Source organism: Rhodococcus sp. Z13 (assembly GCF_025837095.1).
Taxonomy (GTDB): Bacteria; Actinomycetota; Actinomycetes; order Mycobacteriales; family Mycobacteriaceae; genus Rhodococcus; species Rhodococcus sacchari.
This window is the reverse complement of sequence record NZ_CP107551.1, coordinates 1,803,794-1,817,998: the sequence shown is the minus strand read 5'-3', so window position 1 is coordinate 1,817,998 and position 14,205 is coordinate 1,803,794. Positions and strand designations below refer to the sequence as shown.

The 14,205-nt window shown below is 72.4% G+C and carries 12 protein-coding genes; 3 read left to right on the top strand and 9 right to left on the bottom strand.

What is annotated here, in order from left to right; genetic code table 11:
• Positions 1 to 127: 127 nt before the first annotated feature.
• The 6 genes from OED52_RS08275 to OED52_RS08250 form a co-directional block, all read right to left on the bottom strand.
• On the bottom strand, positions 128 to 886 hold the full coding sequence (locus OED52_RS08275; RefSeq protein ID WP_264154161.1) for a DivIVA domain-containing protein: 759 nt from the start codon (positions 884 to 886) through the stop codon (positions 128 to 130).
• Between the two features lie 166 nt (positions 887 to 1,052).
• Positions 1,053 to 1,547 carry a pantetheine-phosphate adenylyltransferase gene (coaD, locus tag OED52_RS08270; protein WP_264154160.1) on the bottom strand — a complete coding sequence of 165 codons (495 nt, stop codon included), beginning with the start codon at positions 1,545 to 1,547 and terminating at the stop codon, positions 1,053 to 1,055.
• Positions 1,544 to 2,110 carry a 16S rRNA (guanine(966)-N(2))-methyltransferase RsmD gene (gene rsmD, locus OED52_RS08265; RefSeq protein ID WP_264154159.1) on the bottom strand — a complete coding sequence of 189 codons (567 nt, stop codon included), beginning with the start codon at positions 2,108 to 2,110 and terminating at the stop codon, positions 1,544 to 1,546. The genes coaD and rsmD overlap by 4 nt, the downstream gene beginning before the upstream one ends.
• The gene (locus tag OED52_RS08260; protein WP_264154158.1) at positions 2,107 to 5,508 is read right to left on the bottom strand and encodes a pyruvate carboxylase; all 3,402 of its coding nucleotides are present in this window, start codon (positions 5,506 to 5,508) and stop codon (positions 2,107 to 2,109) included. Before OED52_RS08260 ends, rsmD begins: the two co-directional genes overlap by 4 nt.
• A gap of 183 nt (positions 5,509 to 5,691) precedes the next feature.
• Positions 5,692 to 7,983, bottom strand: coding sequence for an ATP-dependent DNA helicase RecG (recG, locus tag OED52_RS08255; RefSeq protein ID WP_264154157.1), 2,292 nt, complete (start codon positions 7,981 to 7,983; stop codon positions 5,692 to 5,694).
• A gap of 46 nt (positions 7,984 to 8,029) precedes the next feature.
• Positions 8,030 to 9,703, bottom strand: coding sequence for a DAK2 domain-containing protein (locus tag OED52_RS08250; protein WP_413247752.1), 1,674 nt, complete (start codon positions 9,701 to 9,703; stop codon positions 8,030 to 8,032).
• A gap of 249 nt (positions 9,704 to 9,952) precedes the next feature.
• Between OED52_RS08250 and rpmB the strand changes: the two genes are divergently transcribed.
• Both rpmB and OED52_RS08240 read left to right on the top strand, forming a co-directional pair.
• Positions 9,953 to 10,144, top strand: coding sequence for a 50S ribosomal protein L28 (rpmB, locus tag OED52_RS08245; RefSeq protein ID WP_006551201.1), 192 nt, complete (start codon positions 9,953 to 9,955; stop codon positions 10,142 to 10,144).
• A 91-nt stretch (positions 10,145 to 10,235) separates the two neighbouring features.
• Positions 10,236 to 11,045 carry an enoyl-CoA hydratase/isomerase family protein gene (locus tag OED52_RS08240; protein WP_264154155.1) on the top strand — a complete coding sequence of 270 codons (810 nt, stop codon included), beginning with the start codon at positions 10,236 to 10,238 and terminating at the stop codon, positions 11,043 to 11,045.
• Positions 11,046 to 11,063: 18 nt separating this feature from the next.
• On the opposite strand, the gene OED52_RS08235 is transcribed toward OED52_RS08240, so the two are convergent.
• The 3 genes from OED52_RS08235 to OED52_RS08225 all read right to left on the bottom strand — a co-directional run bounded on the left by OED52_RS08235 (position 11,064) and on the right by OED52_RS08225 (position 13,356).
• Positions 11,064 to 11,750: a uracil-DNA glycosylase gene (locus tag OED52_RS08235; RefSeq protein ID WP_264154622.1), complete on the bottom strand. Its 687-nt coding sequence runs from the start codon at positions 11,748 to 11,750 to the stop codon at positions 11,064 to 11,066.
• Positions 11,751 to 11,821: 71 nt separating this feature from the next.
• Complete coding sequence (locus OED52_RS08230) at positions 11,822 to 12,343, bottom strand: gamma carbonic anhydrase family protein (protein ID WP_264154154.1); 522 nt, start codon at positions 12,341 to 12,343, stop codon at positions 11,822 to 11,824.
• Positions 12,344 to 12,375: 32 nt separating this feature from the next.
• The gene (locus tag OED52_RS08225) at positions 12,376 to 13,356 is read right to left on the bottom strand and encodes a thiamine-phosphate kinase (protein ID WP_264154153.1); all 981 of its coding nucleotides are present in this window, start codon (positions 13,354 to 13,356) and stop codon (positions 12,376 to 12,378) included.
• A 152-nt stretch (positions 13,357 to 13,508) separates the two neighbouring features.
• Here OED52_RS08225 and OED52_RS08220 point away from each other — a divergent pair, with 152 nt between their 5' ends.
• Entirely contained in the window at positions 13,509 to 14,129 is a 621-nt protein-coding gene (locus tag OED52_RS08220; RefSeq protein ID WP_264154152.1) for a DUF3515 domain-containing protein, read from the top strand.
• Positions 14,130 to 14,205: the final 76 nt, after the last annotated feature.

Here is a 14,205-nt window from a genome sequence, read left to right as displayed (position 1 = left end):
GACGGGAAGCTCGTGTGATTGGGCAACCGCACTATGGTACGCGATAGACGATGCGGAAGGAAATCCCGCAGGTGAAGGCGGTACCGAAGGCCGCCCTCAGCGCCGGCGCGAGGCGCGGTGATCCGCTTCAGCGCCGCCGGGAGGCGCGGTGATCCGCTTCCGCGTAGTCCGGCACCCCGGAGGTGCGCAGCTGCTGCCTGCCGCGGCCCACGGACCGCAGGGTGGTGCCGAGCAGCTCCTCGAACTCGGCGAGCTTTCCGTCGATGTACTCGTCGCACTCGCTGCGCAGGCGGTCGGACTCGGCGTGCGCGGCGTCGATGACACGGGCGGATTCGGCGTGTGCCGCCTGCACCACTTCGGTCTGGGACACCAGGCGGGCCTTCTCGGCCTCGCCGTCGGCGACGGACCGGTCGTAGGACGCCTTGCCGGCCTCGATCATCCGGTCGGCCTCGGCGCGGGCCCGCCCGGTGACGCTCTCGTACTGCTGGTTGGCGTCGGCGACGAGGTCGTCGGCTTCCGCCTGGGCGTCGCGGACGAGTTCGTCGGCGTGGGCACGGGCCTCGGCGACCATCCGGTCGGCCTGGGCCTTCGCCTCGGCGAGCATCCGGTCGGCGTCGGCGCGGGCATCCTCGAGGAGGGTGCGGGCCTCCTCGTCGGCGTCACCGACGGTCTTGTCCGCCTGGGCGCGGGCGTCGTTGATGAGCTTGTCGCGGTGGTCGAGGACGTCCTGGGCGTCGTCGAGTTCGGGTGGCAGTGCGTCACGCACGTCGTCGAGCAGCTCGAGGACGTCGCCGCGCGGAACCACGCAGCTCGCCGTCATCGGAACGCTGCGTGCCTCTTCGACGATCGCAACCAGTTCGTCGAGTGCCTCGAAAACCCGATACACGCCCAACCCCAATCACTCGCTCGACGCGGCCGGTGCGGTCGCGCCGAAGTCCAGTCTGCCGCAGCGCAGGGCACGGGAGTGTGCCCTGCGCCCGGTGTGTCGGGATGCGGCCGTCACAGACACCGCCGACGCGGCACCGCAGCGGCGTCCACCGATCGTCAGCGTCTTACCGGGCGGCGGCGCGTCGCTCGGCCAGGCGGGCCAGCAGCCGCTCGTGCACGGCCGGCGGCAGCATGTCGGAGACGTCGCCGCCGTAGGTGGCGACCTCCTTGACGAGCGAGCTCGACAGATAGCTGTAGACGGGATTGGTGGCCACGAACAGGGTGTCGACGCCGGTGAGCTTGTGGTTCATCTGCGCCATCTGCAGCTCGTAGTCGAAGTCGTTGGCACCCCGCAGGCCCTTGACGATCGCGGAGATCCCGTGTGCCTGCGCGTAGTCCACGAGCAGACCCTGCCAGGAGTCCACCCGCACGTTGGGCAGGTGGGCGGTGGCCTCGGCGAGCATCTCCATGCGCTCGTCGATGGTGAACATGCCCTGCTTGTTGGGATTGATCGTCACGGTGACGACGACCTCGTCGAACTGGGCGGAGACCCGGCCGATGACGTCGAGGTGTCCGTTGGTGACCGGGTCGAAGGATCCTGGGCAGACCGCGCGGCTCATGACCCAGCACCGTAGCAGGTGGCGATCTCCACCCGCGTCTCGCCGTAGCGGCGGGCCTTGCCGACCTCGAATGCTCGCGGCCACACCGTTTCCGGCGATCGCGAGGACCGTTCGACGACGACCACGGAGCCGTCGCCGACCCAGCCGCCGGCGACCAGCGCCTCGAGCACGTCGGTGACCGCCTCGTCGGTCACCGCGTAGGGCGGGTCGGCGAGGACGAGGTCGTAGACCCGGTCGGCGGTGCCGGCGAGGACGGCGGCGACGGGTGCGGTCCGCACGACCGCGCCCGGCAGCTTCACCACCGCGATGTTGTCGCGGATGACCGCCGCGGCCTTGGCGTCGGACTCGACGAGGACGACCTGGGCGGCGCCTCGAGACAGGGCCTCGAGGCCGAGCGCCCCCGACCCCGCGTAGAGGTCGAGGACGGCGGCGCCGTCGAGGTCCATGCGGGCCTCGAGCGAGCTGAACAGTGCTTCGCGCACGCGTTCGGAGGTGGGCCGGGTCCCGCGGGGCGGCACCTTCAGGCGCCGCCCCCCGGCCCGGCCGGCGACGATCCGTGTCACTCGGCGTTGTCTCCCGCGGACACCTCGACGAGCAGGTCGCCGCCCTCGACCTGCTGGACGGCCCCGATGGCGACGCGGGTGATGCGGCCGCCGCGCGGTGCGGTGATCGCGGCCTCCATCTTCATGGCCTCGATGGTGGCGACGGTGTCGCCCGCGGCGACGGTGTCGCCCTCGGCCACCACGAGGGTGACCGTGCCGGCGAACGGCGCGGCGACGTGGCCGGGGTTGTTGCGGTCGGCCTTCTCCGCGGCGGGGACGTCCGCGGCCACCGACCGGTCGCGCACCGACACCGGGCGCAGCTGCCCGTTGAGGATGCACATGACGGTGCGGAAGCCCTTCTCGTCGGCGTCGGAGATCGCCTCGAGGCCGATGAGAAGCTCGACACCCTTGTCGAGGCGCACGCGGTGCTCCTCGCCGTGCCGCAGGCCGTAGAAGAACTGGTTGGCCGACAGCTCGGTGGTGTCGCCGAACTCCTCGCGGTGCTGCTCGAACTCCTTGGCCGGTCCGGGGAACAGCAGCTGGTTGAGCATCCGGCGCCGCTCGTGGGCGGTGCCGGCCAGGGCCTTCTCCTCCTCCGGGGCGAGCGGGGTGACCGGCTTGGGTTCGGCGCGGCCCGCCAGGGCCTTGCTGCGGAACGGCTCGGGCCAGCCCCCCGCGGGGGTGCCGAGGTCGCCGCGCAGGAAGCCGATCACCGAATCGGGGATGTCGTACTTGCCGGGCTCGGCGGCGAAGTCCTCGACCGAGACCCCGGCACCGACGAGGTGCAGGGCCAGGTCGCCGACGACCTTGCTGGACGGGGTGACCTTGATCAGGCGGCCGAGGAGACGGTCGGCGCCGGCGTAGGCGGCCTCGACCTCTTCGAAGCGGTCGCCGAGACCGAGGGCGATGGCCTGCTGGCGCAGGTTCGACAGCTGCCCGCCGGGGATCTCGTGGGTGTAGACGCGACCGGTCGGCGCCGGCAGTCCGGACTCGAACGGCGCGTACACCTTGCGCAGCGCCTCCCAGTACGGCTCGAGATCGCACACGGCCTGCAGGTCGATGCCGGTGTCGAACTCGCTGTTCGCCGCGGCGGCGACGATCGCCGAGAGAGCGGGCTGGCTGGTGGTGCCGGCCAGGGCCGCGGAGGCACCGTCGACGGCGTCGGCACCGGCCTGCCAGGCAGCGAGGTAGGTGGCGAGCTGCCCGCCCGGGGTGTCGTGCGTGTGCACGTGCACCGGCAGGTCGAAGTTGCTGCGCAGCGCCGACACGAGCTTGGCGGCGGCGGGGGCGCGCAGCAGACCGGCCATGTCCTTGATGGCCAGGACGTGGGCACCGGCCTCGACGATCTCCTCGGCCAGGCGCAGGTAGTAGTCGAGGGTGTAGATCGTCTCGTTCGGGTTCGACAGGTCTCCGGTGTAGGACAGGGCGACCTCGGCGAGCGTGGTGCCGGTCTCGCGGACGGCGTCGATCGCCGGGCGCATCTGGTCGACGTTGTTCAGTGCGTCGAAGATGCGGAAGATGTCGATGCCCGTGTCGGCGGCCTCCTGCACGAAGGCGCGGGTGACGGCCTCCGGGTAGGGGGTGTAGCCGACGGTGTTGCGGCCGCGCAGCAGCATCTGCAGGTTGATGTTCGGGATCGCCTCGCGCAGCGCCGCGAGCCGCTCCCAGGGGTCCTCGTGCAGGAAGCGCAGCGCCACGTCGTAGGTCGCACCGCCCCACGCCTCGATGGACAGCAGCTGAGGGGTCATGCGGGCCACGTGCCCGGCGACCGTCAGCAGGTCCTTGCTGCGCACGCGGGTGGCGAGCAGCGACTGGTGCGCGTCGCGGAAGGTGGTGTCGGTGACGCCGAGCGCCTTCTGCTCACGCAGCGCCCGGGCGAAACCCTCGGGGCCGAGCTCGAGCAGCCGCTGACGCGACCCGGCCGGTGGGGCGACGCTGAGGTCGATGACGGGCAGCTTGTCGTGCGGGTAGACCTTGGTGGGCCGTTCGCCGTGCGGCTTGTTGACGGTCACGTCGGCGAGATAGCGCAGGATCTTGGTGCCGCGGTCGGCCGACGAGCGCAGGGTCAGCAGCTGCGGGCGCTCCTCGATGAACGAGGTGGTCACCTTCCCGGCACGGAAGTCCGGGTCGTCGAGCACGGCCTGCAGGAACGGGATGTTCGTGGCCACACCGCGGATGCGGAACTCGGTGACGGCGCGGCGGGCGCGGGCCACCGCGGTTTCGAGGTTGCGGCCGCGGGCGGTGAGCTTGACCAGCATCGAGTCGAAGTGCGCGGAGATCTCCGCGCCGACCGAGGTGCCGCCGTCGAGACGGATGCCGGCACCACCCGGGGTGCGGTAGCCGGTGATGCGGCCGGTGTCGGGCCGGAAACCGTTGGCCGGATCCTCGGTGGTGATGCGGCACTGCAGCGCCGCGCCGCGGATGGTGATGTTCTCCTGCGACAGGCCCAGGTCCGCGAGGGACTCGCCGGCGGCGATGCGCAGCTGGGACTGCACGAGATCGACGTCGGTGATCTCCTCGGTGACCGTGTGCTCGACCTGGATGCGCGGGTTCATCTCGATGAACACGTGGTTGCCGCGCTCGTCGACGAGGAACTCGACGGTGCCGGCGCACTGGTAGCCGATCTCCTTGGCGAAGGCCACAGCGTCGGCGCAGATGCGGTCGCGCAGTGCGGGGTCGAGGTTGGGGGCGGGGGCGAGCTCGATGACCTTCTGGTGGCGGCGCTGGACCGAGCAGTCGCGCTCGAACAGGTGGATGACGTTGCCGTACTTGTCGGCGAGGATCTGGACCTCGATGTGGCGGGGGTTGACCACGGCCTGCTCGAGGAAGACGGTCGGGTCACCGAAGGCGGCATCGGCCTCGCGGGAGGCCGCCTCGATGGCCTCGCGCAGCTGGGCGGGCTCGGCGACACGGCGCATGCCGCGTCCGCCACCACCGGCGACGGCCTTGACGAAGATCGGGAAGCTCATCGATTCGGCGGCCGCGAGCAGGGCGTCGACGTCGGCCGACGGCTCGGAGGACGCGAGGACGGGCAGCCCCGCCGCCTTCGCCGACGCGATCGCGCGGGCCTTGTTGCCGGTCAGCTCGAGGATCTCCGCCGAGGGGCCGACGAAGGTGAGACCGGCCTCGGCGCAGGCCGCGGCGAGGTCGGGGTTCTCGGAGAGGAATCCGTAACCGGGATAGATCGCGTCGGCTCCGGCCGCCACCGCCGCCTCGACGATCTTGTCGACGGACAGATACGCCCGGACCGGGTGCCCCTCCTCACCGATCTGATAGGCCTCGTCGGCCTTGAGCCGGTGCAGGGAGTTGCGGTCTTCGTACGGGAACACCGCGACCGTCCCGGCGCCCAGTTCGTAGGCGGCACGGAACGCGCGGATCGCGATCTCGCCACGGTTGGCGACAAGCACTTTCGAGAACATTGGTCGACGGTACCGCGCCGTAACATCCGAACTTCTCCCGCCGTTCCACATCGTGGGAAGATCGGTCCGGATGGCGCGACTGGAACGATGCAGTCACGCCCCGCCGTAACCTGCCGTCAACACGGCGGGCACCGGCGACGAAACCTCTCCGCGCCGGTGGCCCGGTGGTGCGCGGAACGTAACTCAGGCCTTCTCGAGGTACTCGACCCGCTCGGCGTCGAGCGCGGCGCTCACCATCCGGGCCAGGCCGGGATGCTTCGTCAGGCCGGGATCCTCCTCGGTCACCGCCCGCGCGAAGTCCCGCGCGGACTCGATGACCTCGGCGTCGTCGACGAGGGACAGCAGCCGCAGCGTCGAGACGGTGCCGGACTGGGCGACGCCGAGCACGTCGCCCTCACGGCGCAGCTGCAGGTCGAGCTGGGCGAGCTCGAAACCGTCGGTGGTCCCCGCCACGGCCTCGAGCCGCATCATCGTCGGGGTACCGGGCTTGGCGTCCGTCACCAGCAGGCACAGACCCTGGTGACCACCACGGCCGACGCGGCCGCGCAGCTGGTGCAGCTGGCTGACGCCGAACCGGTCGGCGTCGACGATCACCATCACCGTGGCGTTCGGCACATCGACACCGACCTCGACGACCGTCGTGCACACGAGCACGTCGATCTCGCCGGCGTTGAAGGCCTGCATCACGGCGTCCTTCTCGTCGGCGGGCAGCCGCCCGTGCAGCAGCCCCACCCGCAGATCGCTCAACGGCCCGGTCGAGAGGAACTCGTACTGCTCGAGCACCGAGGTGGTCTCCGGTGGCCCCTGCCTGCCCTTCCCCGATCCGGTCTCCTCGAGCACCGACGGATCGAAGGCCGCGTCGTCGTCGGCGTCGCCGTCCCCGATGCGCGAGCACACCACGTAGGCCTGCCGCCCCTCGGCGACCTCCTCACGGATGCGTTCCCACGCCCGGTCCACCCAGGTGGGATGCACCTTGGCGGGCACCACGCGGCTCACGACGGGCGACCGCCCGCGGGGCAGCTCGCGCAGGGTCGACACCTCGAGGTCGCCGAGCACGGTCATGGCGATGGTGCGCGGAATGGGGGTCGCGGTCATCACCAGCACGTGCGGGGAGGCACCGTCGCGGCCCCGCGAGCGCAGGGCGTCGCGCTGCTCCACACCGAACCGGTGCTGTTCGTCGATCACGACCAGGCCGAGATCCCAGAACTTCACGTTGTCCTCGATGAGCGCGTGGGTGCCGATGACGATCCCGGCGTCGCCGGTCACCGCCTCGTTGAGGGCCTGCCGCTTGCGGGCGACACCCATCGAGCCGGTGAGCAGCGCGATGCGGGTGGCCCGCTCGTGCGCACCGAGCTCCCCCGCCTGCGCCAGGTCGCCGAGCATCTTCCCGATGGAGCGGGCGTGCTGCGCGGCGAGCACCTCGGTGGGAGCGAGCAGCGCGCACTGGCGCCCGGAGTCGATCACCTGCAGCATCGCCCGCAGCGCCACGATGGTCTTGCCCGACCCGACCTCGCCCTGCAGCAGCCGGTTCATGGGGTGCTCACGGGCCAGGTCGGCGGAGATCTCGTCGGCCACCGCGAGCTGCCCGGCGGTCAGTTCGAACGGTAGGCGACGGTCGAACTCGGCGGCGATCCCGTCCGGGTGGGGCGGGCAGGCCGGCGCCGAGCGCACCTCCACGTCGTGCCGCCGCCCGGCGAGCACGAGCTGCAGCGCCGCGGCCTCGTCGAACCGCAGCCGTGCGCGGGCCCCCTCGATCTCCTGCTTCGACTCGGGCAGGTGGATCGAGCGCAGCGCCTCGTCGAGCCCCGGCAGGCCGTGCTCCTCGCGCACCCACTCGGGCAGCGGGTCCTCGACGTGGTCGAGCTGGTCGAGGATCTGCCGCACGCAGCGCATCACCGTCCAGGACTCGACCTCCCGGGTGGCCCGGTAGACGGGGATCAGCGCGCGGTCGAAGATCGACATGTCGACCCCCTCGCCGGTGCCGGAGGCCCGGGCGAGACCGGCCAGGGCTCCGGCGCCCCGCACCCGGGCGGGGGCCGCGGAGACGAGGTCCTCGGCGTCGCGGGGTTCGGGCAGCACCAGATAGCTCGGGTGGGTCAGGCTCCACTTGCCGCGGAAGTACTTCACCGTGCCGGAGAACATCGCCCGCACCCCGGGCTTGATGTTGTGCTTGACCCGGTGCGGGTTGAAGAAGGTGACGTCGATGGTGTGCCGGTCGGAACGCAGCCGCACGGCCAGGCGCTTGCCGGCGCGCGACTTCATCGGCACCTCCTGCGCCGACTCGACCCGCGCGACGATCGTGATGTGCTGGCCCTCTTCGGGCTGGCTCTCGCCGAGCTCGGCGCCCTGGGTGGCGTAGCGGTGGGGATAGTGGCGCAGCAGGTCCTCGACGGTCGTCATCCCGAACGCGTCGAGCAACGCGTCGGCCGTCTTCCGGCCGAGGAGGTGATCGAGCCGGTCCGCGAGTGTCGCCACTGCCGTCCCTTCCGCTTCTCGTGCGGTGGCCTCGCGGCGCACCGGCCTACTCGATGCCGAGCTGCAGCAGGTCGCTGCGCTGACCGCCCCGGTACACGACCACGTCGATCTCCGGATGCCGGTGGTCGAGGTACTCGGCCAGCTGCTCGGCCAGTCCTTCCGGGGCGTCGGCGCCGACGAGCATCGTCACGAGCTCACCACCCGCGGCGAGGATCTTGCCGAGCAGCGACACACCCGCTGCCACCAGATCATGCTCGATGACTACGACATCGTGACCCGACAACCCCAGCGCGTCGCCCGGCTCGCACGTCCCGACCCAGGTCAGCGCCCGTTCGGTGGCGAACCGCAGCGACCCCCAGCGCACGCACGACGCCACCTCCGACATGGCGAAGGCGTCGTCGACGGTGGCGCGGGTGGGGTCGTGCACGGCCAGCGACGCCAGCCCCTGGACCAGCGACGAGCTCGGCAGGAACATCACGTCGCGGCCCTCGGCGCGGGCGCGCACACCGACGGCGACGACGTCCTGTGCCGACAGGGCGCCGTTGGGCAGGACCAGCACGTCGCGGCTGGGCAGGGCGCGGATCGCGTCGAGCATGCGGCCCGGGGTGATCATCGCGTCGGCGCGCAGGACCGTGGCGCCCTCGGCCTCGAACAGGTCGGCGGTCCCGTCGCCGGCGACCACCGCGAGCACGGCCCTTCCCGCGTCCCCCGCGACCGGTGGTGCGGGCACGGGGTCCGTGCAGCCCCGGCGGGCGGCGTCGAGCGCGAAGCAGGTGATGTCGATGCGGCGCAGCGACCCGGCGGCGAGACCGGCCTCGACGGCGGCACCGGGATCGCAGCAGTGCACGTGTACCGACCAGCATCCGGCTCCGCCGGCGACGATGGCGACCGAGTCGCCGAGGGCGTCGAGACGCGGGCGCAGGGCGGCGATGCGTGCCTCGTCGGAGTCTTCGACGAGATACATGACCTCGTATTCCTGCCGGTCGCTGCCGTGCGGGTGGTCGCTGCCCTGGGAGTGGTCGTCGGCGGCGGTCGTCTCGGGGACGGGCCGGGCGGCGCCGGACAGCCGGATGTGCCGGTGGGGCCGGGTGCCCGTGGCGACCTCGACGAGGCAGTCGAGCAGGATCGACAGGCCGAGACCGCCGGCGTCGACGACCCCCGCCTCGGCGAGGACGTCGAGCTGCGTGGTGGTGCGCTGCAGGGCGTCGGCGGCGGCGTCGGCGCTCGCGACCACCACCTCGCACACCGTCGCCTCGGGGTCGCGGGCCGCGCGGCCGGCTCCCTCGGCGGCCGATTCGAGCACGCTGACGATGGTTCCCCGCGCCGGGGCGCTGAGCGCCCGCGTCACCAGGGCGGCGGCGGAGGCGAGGGCGTCGGCCAGGGCCCGGCCGTCGACGCTGGTCAGACCGGCGATGGAGTCGGCGACACCGCGCAGGGCCTGCGCCAGGATGACCCCCGAATTGCCGCGCGCCCCCGCGAACGCTCCGCGGGCGAGCCCCTCCGCGACGGCGGAGGCGGTGAGGGCCCCGTCGACGGGTCCGCCGATCGCCCCGGCGGCGGCCCGCATGGTGACGAGCAGGTTGGTTCCGGTGTCGCCGTCCGGCACCGGGAAGACGTTGAGGGAGTTGATCTCGGCCCGGCGCCGCTCGAGGCTGTCCACTCCGAGTTCGGCCCATCGGCGCAACGCCCGTCCGTCGACGGTGTCCTCGACCTCGAGCACCTGCTCCACCCCCTTTCACACTGCTTCGCGGGCACGTTCTAGTCTGTCGTTCCGACGCCGTCACCAGACGGTGTCGTGCCCTGCGGGACAGGGTAGCCGCGAGCGACTCGACCGTCCGGTTTGGCCATACGGCCCGGAGTTCGCTAAGCTTGCCGGGTTGCCTCGCACGGGTGACTCGTTCCCCGTGTTCGCAGGTCGAAGAAACACACAGACAGAAGATCTATCCACTAGACACAAGGAGTTCGCGACATGGCTGCCGTCTGCGACGTATGCGCCAAGGGCCCCGGCTTCGGGAAGTCGGTCTCGCACTCGCACCGGCGTACCAACCGTCGCTGGAACCCGAACATCCAGAGCGTCCGCGCTCAGGTTGCGCCGGGCAACACCCGCAAGATGAACGTGTGCACCTCCTGCCTCAAGGCCGGCAAGGTCGTTCGCGGCTGATCTCCGGTCGAGCTGTACCGAAGGCCCCCGGCGCCGAAATGCGCCGGGGGCCTTCGGCATCGGTCCCGACGTTCCGTATAGGGTGCGCGGGGTGACCGAGAACCAATCATTCGAACAACAGGTCCCCTCGCTCGTGCGGGTCGAGGACCGGGTGCTGCGCGTCGCCGTCGCCACCTCCGAACACGGCACCTCGCTCTCCCCTGCCGGGATGGAGCAGGGCATCGCCGCACTGCGTGCCGCGGGCCCCGAGATCGGTGCCGTGCTGCTCGTGGGCGAGGGCGCCAACTTCTGCGCCGGCGGCAACGTCCTCGGCTTCGCCGCCGCGGAGGACCGCAGCGCCCACCTGCTGGACATCGCGAATCTCTTCCACGACTTCGTCCGCGAACTGGACGAGGCCGCGGTGCCGGTGGTGGCCGCCGTCCACGGCTGGGCCGCGGGCGCCGGCATGAGCCTGGCGCTGCTCGCCGACATCGCCCTGGGTGGACCGGGCACGAAGATGCGCGCGGCGTATCCGTCGATCGGCTTCTCTCCCGACGGCGGGATGTCCTGGACCCTGCCACGCATCGTCGGGCAGGCGCGGGCCCGCGAGATCATCATGACCGACGCCGTGATCGGCGCCGACGAAGCCGTGCGCCTGGGGCTGCTGAGCCGGCTCGTGGCCGACGGCGAGATCCAGAGCGAGGCCCTGCGCCTGGCCCGCACCCTCGCCCACGGCCCCACCAGCTCGTACGCGACGATCCGCTCGCTCGTCGCCGGATCCGCGCAGCGGACCCTGTCCGAGCAGCTCGACGTGGAGGCCGCCGCCATCTCCGCCGCGGCGTCGAGCCCCATCGGTATCGAAGGGGTCGACGCCTTCGTCGAGAAACGGCGCCCCGACTGGGATTCCGTCCGTGAGTCGTGAGCGCCGGCGGCCCGCCGACTAGGGCAGTCGCCAGTCCACGGGTTCCCCGCCCTGCTCGACGAGCAGGGCGTTGGCCCGGCTGAACGGGCGGGAGCCGAAGAAGCCACGGGAGGCCGACAGCGGCGAGGGATGCGCCGACTTCACGGTCGGCACGTCGCCGAGCATCGGCTCGAGGGTCGCCGCGTCCCGGCCCCACAGAATCGCGACGAGCGGGGTGCCGCGCGCGACGAGGGCGCGGATCGCCTGTTCCGTCACGGCCTCCCAGCCCTTGCCGCGGTGGGAGGCGGGCTGCCCCGGCATCACGGTGAGGACCCTGTTGAGCAGCAGCACACCGTGTTCGGCCCAGGGCGACAGGTCGCCCGTGGACGGCTGCGGGTGGCCGAGATCCTCGGTGTACTCGCGGTAGATGTTGGCGAGGCTGCGCGGGATCGGCCGGACGTCGGGGGCCACGGAGAAGCTCAGGCCCACGGCGTGCCCGGGGGTGGGATAGGGGTCCTGCCCGACAACGAGGACGCGGACCTGCTCGAACGGCTGGGTGAACGCGCGCAGCACGTTCTTCCCGGCCGGCAGGTACTGGCGCCCGGCGGCGAGTTCGGCGCGCAGGAACCGTCCCATCGCGGCGATGTCGTCGGCGACGGGGGCGAGTGCCTCGGCCCAGCCGGGGTCGACGAGTTCGGGCAGCGGCTTCGGGCCGCGAGGCTCCACCGTCGGGTCGTCGGTGTTCCGGGCGTCGACGGTGTCGGCCACGTGTTTCGCTCCTCGGTCGGTCCGGCGCCTCAGTCGATGCGGCGCAGTGCGGTGCGGTAGTAGGTGGCGTTCGCCGCGTACATCTCCGCGTTGGCGTCGAAGGCGCCCTCGGGCACCTCGTAGCCCTCGCGGATCTTCGCGGGCACGCCCATGGCCATGCGGCGCGGCGGCAGCTCGAACCGCGGCGCGATCAGTGCCCCGGCGGCGACCTGCGCCCCGGCCCCGATGACGGAGCCGTTGAGGACGAGCGAACCGGAGCCGATCAGGGCACCGTCGCCGATGGTGGCGCCCTCGATGTGGGCGTTGTGGCCTACCACGCAACGCGCGCCGAGGACGGTGGGTTCGACGGCGGTGCAGTGGATGATGGTGCCGTCCTGGATGTTGGTCTTCTCCCCCACGGTGATGGTGCCGTAGTCGCCCCGCAGCACCGCGGACGGCCAGACCGAGGCACCGGCACCGAGGGTGACGTTGCCGATCACGACCGCGTCGGGGTGGACCCAGGCGTCGGGATGGATATCGGGGACACGCTCGCCGAGTGCGTAGACAGCCATAGCGGAGAACCTATCTCGAGCGGGCCCGTCGGCTACGAGGTGCCCGGGGAGAAGCCGGGCGCGAAACTCTGCCAGCCGCCCGCACCGTCGTGCGCCCGGCCGTCGAGGGTGACACCGGCACCGTCGTACACCCGACCGATCGCGTGCCATCCCTCGGGCAGCGGCCGGTCCGGTGGGAAGCAGGCGGCGAGGGCGTGGTCCTCGCCGCCGGTGAGCACCCAGTCCCAGGGGTCGGCGCCGAGCGCGGCGGCGGCGCCCGCGAGCCGCGGCCCGGGTGCCAGCGCCCGGGGTTCGAGGTCGATCGCCACCCCGGAGGCGGTGGCGATGTGGCCGAGGTCGGCGAGCAGTCCGTCGGAGATGTCGGTGCAGGCCCGCGCCCCGGCCGCCGCGGCCGCCGGACCGGCGGGGTAGTCGGGGGTGGGCACCCGGTGGGCGGCGACGAGGTCGGGGAAGTCGCCGTTGCCGGCGAGCAGTAACGCCAGTCCGGCGGCGGAGGGTCCGGTGCGGCCGGCGAGGGCGACGACGTCCCCCGCCCGGGCGCCGGAGCGCAGCAGCGGCGCCCGGCCCTCCAGGTCGCCGAGGACGGTGACCGAGACGATCACCTGCCCGGCCTGCACGAGGTCGCCGCCCACGACACCGGCCCCGATCTCCTCGGCGGCCTCGCCGATGCCTGCGGAGATCCCGTCGAGGACCGCGACGGGCGTGTCGGGTGGGCAGCCGAGCCCCACGACGAACGCGGTGGGGCGGGCGCCGAGCGCGGCGACGTCGGCGCCGTTCTGGGCGACGGCCTTGCGTCCGACCTCCCGGGGGCTGGACCAGTCGAGGCGGAAGTGCCGGCCCTCGACGAGCATGTCGACCGAGACGGCGACACGGCCGTCGGCGGCGGCGACCAGCGCGGCGTCGTGCCCGGGGCCGACGAGGGTCGTGGCGGGTTGGCGCCGGCCCTCGACCGCCCGCGCGATGGTGGGGAATTCCCCGACTTCGGAGACGGTGGGGCCGGTCGGGTCGGTCACGGTGACGGTCGCCTCTTTCTCGGTCGGCGGCGGAAGGCCCCCGGTGCGGGCCCTGCTAGGTTCGATGACGCCGTTGCCGGGGTGCGATCACACCGGCGGCGGCACTCGATCACGCTACCGCTCCCCCATCCCGATCCCGGACGCTGGACGACATGAACGACACCCCGATCCCCGACCCCGACTCCCCGGAACCGGACTGCGCCGCAGAGACGGCCGCCCGGCCCGAGCCCGGCGACCCGCGGCGCAGTCCCGCGCTGATCGCGACGGCGATCGCCCTGCCGGTCGCGTTGCTGGTCGGCGTGGTGGTCGCGGCGGTCATGGTGTCCAACACCCCCGTGAACGCCCCGGTGGGTCTCGGCCCCGTCCCGGCGCCGGACGCCGAGTCGGCGTCGTGTGCGGATCTGCTCGCGGCGCTGCCGGAGGATCTCGGGGACTACCGCCGCGCGGAGCTGGCCGATCCCGCCCCGGTGGGGGCGGCTGCATGGCAGTCGGACGAGGGCGGGGAGGTCGTGCTGCGGTGCGGCCTCGAACGGCCCGCGGAGTTCGACCGGGCGGCGGCGCTGCAGGTGGTCGACGAGGTGCAGTGGTTCGAAGTGTCCGGCGCCGAGCAGGGCATCGAGGCGAGCACGTGGTTCGCGGTGGACCGCCCGGTGTACGTGGCGCTGACGGTGCCGAACGGGTCGGGCCCGACGCCGCTGCAGGACGTCTCGGCGGCGATCTCGTCGGTCCTCCCCCAGCAGGATCTCGATCCCGCGCCGATCGGCGGCAACTGAGCCCTCCCCCGACCGAGAACCTCTCCCGGCATACGCCAGGGCCCCGACGTCGATGTCTGCGACGTCGGGGCCCTGG

What these genes read in the sequence shown, in the direction of transcription:
- OED52_RS08260 (WP_264154158.1), bottom strand. Translation starts at nt 5,508, where the DNA reads ATGTTCTCGAAAGTGCTTGTCGCCAACCGTGGCGAGATCGCGATCCGC.
- OED52_RS08220 (WP_264154152.1), top strand. Translation starts at nt 13,509, where the DNA reads ATGAACGACACCCCGATCCCCGACCCCGACTCCCCGGAACCGGACTGC.
- OED52_RS08230 (WP_264154154.1), bottom strand. Translation starts at nt 12,343, where the DNA reads ATGGCTGTCTACGCACTCGGCGAGCGTGTCCCCGATATCCATCCCGAC.
- rpmB (WP_006551201.1), top strand. Translation starts at nt 9,953, where the DNA reads ATGGCTGCCGTCTGCGACGTATGCGCCAAGGGCCCCGGCTTCGGGAAG.
- coaD (WP_264154160.1), bottom strand. Translation starts at nt 1,547, where the DNA reads ATGAGCCGCGCGGTCTGCCCAGGATCCTTCGACCCGGTCACCAACGGA.